The organism is Streptomyces sp. NPDC058157 (assembly GCF_042884105.1).
GTDB lineage: Bacteria > Actinomycetota > Actinomycetes > Streptomycetales > Streptomycetaceae > Streptomyces.
Map to the genome: position 1 here is coordinate 1 of NZ_JBHVUQ010000321.1, position 5,558 is coordinate 5,558.

Genomic DNA, 5,558 nt, shown 5'->3' on the forward strand with positions numbered 1-5,558 from the left:
CCCGGCGGCGCCCACCCAGTGCGGCAGCACCACCGTCCTACCCGGGGGCCCCCCCCCCCCCCCGGCGCCGCCCCCGCACGCAGGCCCCCCCAGCCGGTGCCCGAGCCGCCCCCGGGCCGCTTCCGGCGGCGCCGGGCGCGGGTCCCGGGGCGCAGGCTGGGGCGCCCGGGCCGCCGGTGCGGGCCGCAGCCCGGCGCGGCGGCGCAGCGTCTGCACGGCCGCCGCGTCGAGCAGCGCCTCCGGTGTGCCGCCCCGCCGCTCGGTGCCCAGCAGCGCGGCGGTGACCAGCGCCTCCCAGTCCCCTTCCGCGTACGTCTCGTCGGCCTCGTCCATCCGGCCCCTCCCTCGTCGGTCGTCCCTGTCGGCGGTCCGTCGTCCTCGTACGCGTCCTCGTACGCGTGGTCGTACTCGCTCTCGTGCTCGTGCCGGCCCGGCCCCGGTCCCGTCCCCTGCGCGGGACCGGAGCCTCTGATGTGCCGCACGAACCCGTTCAGCTGGCGTGGTTGTCGTTCATGAAAGCCCCCCGGCTCCTCGTCGGCGCGTCGGCGCCCCCGCGCCTCCGCGTCCTCCATGTCGGTCCGTCAGACGGCATGGATCCCCCCAGGCCCCCTGCGTTCTGGTTGTGTTCGCGCCCTTCCCCGGCTGCTCAGACCAGCGGCACCGGCTCGGGCGAGCCGGGCTGCCAGGCGGTCAGCGGGGTGAAGCCGCGGTGGCCGCACTCGCCGAACACCGTGACGGGGCCGCCGCCCGAGAGGGCGGCCAGCTGCCACAGCGCGGACCGCGGACGGCCCCCGCCGGAGGCCACCGGCAGTGCGGACGTCCCCTCCGCGTCCGCGAGTTGCCAGACCCCCTCGCCCGCCTCCCCCGGTATCGGGATCACCGGGCCGAGGACCACCGGCCAGGACTCCAGCCACGGGTCCTCCCGCAGCGCGGCCCCGTAGGCCTCCAGCGCCTCGCCGGTGCCCACCCCGGGCGGAGCCCCGGAGCGGTCCGCCACCGCGGCAGCGGTACGGTCCCCCAGGTCTGCCCGGAGCCCCGCCGTCCCGGGCCGGAAGCGGACTTCCGCCTCCAGCACCAGTCCGACGGGCAGCGCCAGCCCCGGCGCCCGCCCGGGCGGTCCGAAGTCCAGCACCAGCGCCGGCCGTCCGCCCTCCAGCCCGCGCAGCCAGGTCCTGCGGGTGGTGAGACGTCCGTCCGGGGACACCGAGTCGTACTGGGCGAGCACGAGCCAGCGGTCCCGGACGGGCTCCCCCTCGGCCGAGGACGGCAGTCCCACCCGGTTCCGGACGGTCGCGGCCAACGGCTCCGGCAGTCCGGACACCCCCAGCCAGGCCCGGTCCAACAGGTGCAGCAGCGCGAACTCCTCAAGCATCCGGGCGGGCCAGCCGGAGCCGCAACCGGGTATTGTCCCCAACGCCCTTACCCGGGAGGCCAGTCCGGGCGCCTGGGCGTCGACCATCCGGGCGGCGGTCTCCTCCCACGCCGCGTACCCCGCCTGCCCCTGCCCGGCGATCCCGCCGCGCAGCAGGTCCGCCAGCCGCCGCTCCAGCTCCGCGACGCCCGCCCCGACCCGCTCCGCGCGCCGCTCGGCCCGCTTGCGCGCCGCCTCGGCGTCCACCGGGCCGGCCGCCGCCGGGCGGGCCGCCTTCGCCGCGCGCCCCGCCAGCCACTGCGCCGCCCACTCCGGAGCCTCGGCCGGGTCGCCCAGGCCCTGCGCCGACCAGAGCAGCAGCAGCCCCAGCGCGTGCTTGCACGGGAACTTCCGGCTCGGGCAGGAGCACGTGTACGCGGGGGCCGCCAGGTCGACGACCGTCCGGTACGGCGTGGCGCCGCTGCCCTTGCACAACCCCCACAGCGCGCCGGAAGCGGAACCTCCGGTCTGGGACCACGGACCCGCCGCGCCCAGCCTGCCCCCCGCCTTGCGCGACGCCTCGTCAGGAGCCAGAGCCAGTACCTGTTCCGCCGTCCAGCGGACCCCCTGCTCAGTCATGGGAACCACCGTAGAGACCCCCACTGACAATCGCCCTGACCTGCAACGACGCCTCGAACAGGGGGCGTTGTCAGTGGCGTGGTGCACCGTGGGTACAGCAGTCGGGAGCGGCTGCCGAGCACTGGAGGGGGACCATGAGCACGCACGGGAACGACACCGGCACCGAGGCACTGCGACCGCACGCGGAAGACGCCTTCGCGCACGAACTGAAAGCCCTGGAAGCCGCCGACGACCGGCCCCGCCCGGCCCGTTGGAAGCTCTCCCCCTGGGCGGTGGCCACCTACCTCCAGGGCGGCACGCTCGCGGACGGCACGGTGATCACGCCCAAGTACGTCGGCCCGCGCCGGATCGTCGAGGTCGCCGTCACCACCCTGGCCACCGACCGCGCCCTCCTCCTGCTCGGCGTCCCCGGCACCGCCAAGACCTGGGTCTCGGAACACCTGGCCGCCGCCGTCAGCGGGGACTCCACCCTGCTGGTCCAGGGCACGGCCGGCACCCCGGAGGAGGCCATCCGCTACGGATGGAACTACGCCCGCCTCCTCGCCGACGGCCCCAGCCGCGAGGCCCTCGTCCCCAGCCCCGTCATGCGGGCCATGGCCCGGGGCACGACCGCCCGCGTCGAGGAGCTCACCCGCATCCCCGCCGACGTCCAGGACACCCTCATCACGGTCCTGTCCGAGAAGACCCTCCCGATACCGGAGCTCGGCGAGGAGGTGCAGGCCGTGCGCGGCTTCAACCTCATCGCCACCGCCAACGACCGCGACCGCGGGGTCAACGAGCTCTCCAGCGCCCTGCGCCGCCGCTTCAACACCGTCGTCCTGCCGCTGCCCGCCACCGCCGACGACGAGGTCGACATCGTCGCCCGCCGCGTGGGCCAGATGGGCCGTGCCCTGGACCTGCCCGCCGTGCCCGAGGGACTGGAGGAGATCCGCCGGGTCGTCACCGTCTTCCGCGAGCTCCGCGACGGCGTCACCGGCGACGGCCGCACGAAGGTGAAGTCCCCCAGCGGCACGCTCTCCACCGCCGAGGCGATCTCCGTGGTCACCGGCGGCCTCGCCCTCGCGGCGCACTTCGGGGACGGGGTCCTGCGCCCCTCCGACGTGGCCGCCGGGATCCTCGGCGCCGTCGTCCGCGACCCGGCCGCCGACCGCGTCGTCTGGCAGGAGTACCTGGAGGCGGTCGTCCGCGAGCGCGAGGGCTGGAAGGACTTCTACCGCGCCTGCCGGGAGGTGACGGCATGAGCCCGGCCGGCGCCGGACCGCTGCTCCTCGGGGTCCGCCACCACGGGCCGGGATCCGCCCGGGCGGTGCGGGCCGCGCTGGACCACGCGCAGCCGCGGGCCGTGCTGATCGAGGGCCCGCCCGAGGGGGACGCGCTGCTCGCCCTGGCCGCCGAGCCGGGGATGCGGCCGCCCGTCGCCCTGCTCGCGCACGCGGCGGACGATCCGGGCCGGGCCGCGTTCTGGCCGCTGGCCGGCTTCTCCCCGGAATGGGCGGCCATCCGCTGGGCCCAGGCCGGGGACGTCCCGGTGCGCTTCGTCGACCTCCCCGCCGCGCACACCCTGGCCGAGCCGCAGACGGAGGAGGAAGCGGAGTCGCGGGCCGCCGGGCTGCCGGTGGACCCGCTCGCCGTGCTCGCGGAGACCGCCGGGTACGAGGACCCGGAGCAGTGGTGGGAGGACGTCGTCGAACACCGGGGCGGCGGGCCGGTACGGGACCCGCTGGCCGCCTTCCGGGCACTGGAGGAGGCCATGGGCGCCCTGCGCGAGGCCTACGGGGACGGCGGCCGCCCCCGCGACCTGGTCCGCGAGGCCCACATGCGGCAGCGGATGCGGGCCGCCCGCCGGGAATTCGGCGACGACTACGCGGTGGTGTGCGGCGCCTGGCACGTGCCGGCGCTGCGCGCCAAGGCGACGGTCGCGGCCGACCGGGCCCTGCTCACCGGGCTGCCCCGGACCAAGGTGGAGACCACCTGGGTGCCCTGGACCCACCGCAGGCTCGCCCGGGCCGGCGGATACGGCGCGGGCGTCACCTCGCCCGGCTGGTACGCGCACCTGTTCGCCTCCCGGGACCGGCCCGTCGAGCGCTGGCTGACCAAGGTGGCCGGGCTGCTGCGGGAGGAGGGCCGGCAGGTCTCCCCGTCCCATGTCATCGAGGCCGTCCGGCTGGCCGAGACCCTGGCCGTCGTCCGGGGCCGCCCGGTGCCGGGGCTCGGGGAGACGCTGGAGGCGGTGCGGGCGGTGATGTGCGACGGCTCCGACGTGCCGCTCGCGCTGGTCGAGGACCGGCTCGTCGTCGGGGACGTGCTCGGCGAGGTACCGGACGCGGCGCCCGCCGTACCGCTCCAGCGGGACCTCACCCGCCGGCAGCGCTCGCTGCGGCTGAAGGCGGAGGCCCGGGAGCGGGAGCTGGAACTGGACCTGCGCAAGGACACCGACGCGGCCAAGTCCCTGCTCCTGCACCGGCTGCGGATGCTCGGGGTCGACTGGGGAGTGCCCACCGCCTCCCGGGCCGGGACGGGCACCTTCCGGGAGACCTGGCGGCTGCGCTGGGAGCCCGAGCTGTCGGTGCGGGTCGCCGAGGCCGGGATCTGGGGCACCACAGTCCTCGGCGCGGCCACCGCCAAGGCCGAGGCGGAGGCGGCGGGGGCGGGGGAGCTGGGGGAGGTCACGGCCCTGGCCGAGCGGTGCCTGCCGGCCGGGCTGTCGCAGGCGCTGCCCGCCGTGCTGCGGGCCCTGGCCGACCTGGCGGCGCTGGACACCGATGTGGCCCGGCTCGCCGAGGCGCTGCCCGCGCTGGCCCGTTCGCTGCGGTACGGGGACGTCCGGGGCACGGACTCGGCGGCGCTCGGCACGGTCGCGGCCGGGCTGGCCGAGCGGATCTGCGTGGCCCTGCCGTCGGCCTGCGCGGCCGGGCTCGACACCGACGGGGCCGCGGAGCTGCGGGGCCACCTGGACGGGGTGCACGGGGCGGTGGCCCTCCTGGCCGACGCGGACGACGGGCTGCGGGCCCGCTGGGCGTCGGTCCTGCGCAAGCTGTCCGAGCGGGACGGCGTGCCCGGGCTGATACGCGGCCGGGCGACGCGGCTGCTGCTGGACGAGGGGCGGCTCCCGCCCGAGGAGACGGCCCGCCTGATGGGCCTCGCGCTCTCCCCGGCGGCCTCCCCGGCCGATGCGGCGGGCTGGATCGAGGGGTTCGCGGGCGGCCCCGGCGGTGGGACGCTGCTGGTCCACGACGAGCGGCTGCTGGGGCTGATCGACGGCTGGCTGGTCTCGGTCCCGGAAGGCGCCTTCATCGACGTACTGCCGCTGCTGCGGCGCACGTTCGGGGCGTACGAGCCGGGCGTGCGGCGCACCCTGGGCGAACTGGCCCGCCGCGCCCCGGGCCCCCGGCGCGCCCCGGGCCCCGCCCCGGAGGGCTTCGCCCCCACCCTGGACCCGTCCCGCGCGTCCGCGGCGGCGGCAGTGGCCCGGCTGCTGCTGGGGGTGCCGTGACCGTGCCCCTGCCCTGGCCGGGGGCATTGCCCCTCCCCGCCCTTCGCCCGTTCCCTGGGGCTCCGCCCCAGACCC

3 protein-coding genes and 1 pseudogene are annotated in these 5,558 nt (G+C 77.5%); 2 read left to right on the top strand and 2 right to left on the bottom strand.

What is annotated here, in order from left to right; genetic code table 11:
- Nucleotides 1-333: pseudogene (locus ACFVXK_RS36815) on the bottom strand (hypothetical protein); the annotation flags it as partial.
- Nucleotides 334-646: 313 nt separating this feature from the next.
- A complete protein-coding gene (locus ACFVXK_RS36820; protein WP_389621194.1) occupies nucleotides 647-1,990 on the bottom strand; it encodes an SWIM zinc finger family protein in 1,344 nt (447 codons plus the stop codon).
- Between the two features lie 134 nt (nucleotides 1,991-2,124).
- Here ACFVXK_RS36820 and ACFVXK_RS36825 point away from each other — a divergent pair, with 134 nt between their 5' ends.
- Both ACFVXK_RS36825 and ACFVXK_RS36830 read left to right on the top strand, forming a co-directional pair.
- Nucleotides 2,125-3,231 (top strand): AAA family ATPase, encoded by a 1,107-nt coding sequence (locus ACFVXK_RS36825; RefSeq protein ID WP_389621197.1) that lies wholly within the window; start codon nucleotides 2,125-2,127, stop codon nucleotides 3,229-3,231.
- Entirely contained in the window at nucleotides 3,228-5,483 is a 2,256-nt protein-coding gene (locus ACFVXK_RS36830; RefSeq protein WP_389621200.1) for a DUF5682 family protein, read from the top strand. The genes ACFVXK_RS36825 and ACFVXK_RS36830 overlap by 4 nt, the downstream gene beginning before the upstream one ends.
- Nucleotides 5,484-5,558 lie beyond the last annotated feature (75 nt).

Bases quoted from the DNA above. Each gene is read 5' to 3' on its own strand.
- ACFVXK_RS36820 (WP_389621194.1), bottom strand. From the start codon at position 1,990: ATGACTGAGCAGGGGGTCCGCTGGACGGCGGAACAGGTACTGGCTCTG.
- ACFVXK_RS36830 (WP_389621200.1), top strand. From the start codon at position 3,228: ATGAGCCCGGCCGGCGCCGGACCGCTGCTCCTCGGGGTCCGCCACCAC.
- ACFVXK_RS36825 (WP_389621197.1), top strand. From the start codon at position 2,125: ATGAGCACGCACGGGAACGACACCGGCACCGAGGCACTGCGACCGCAC.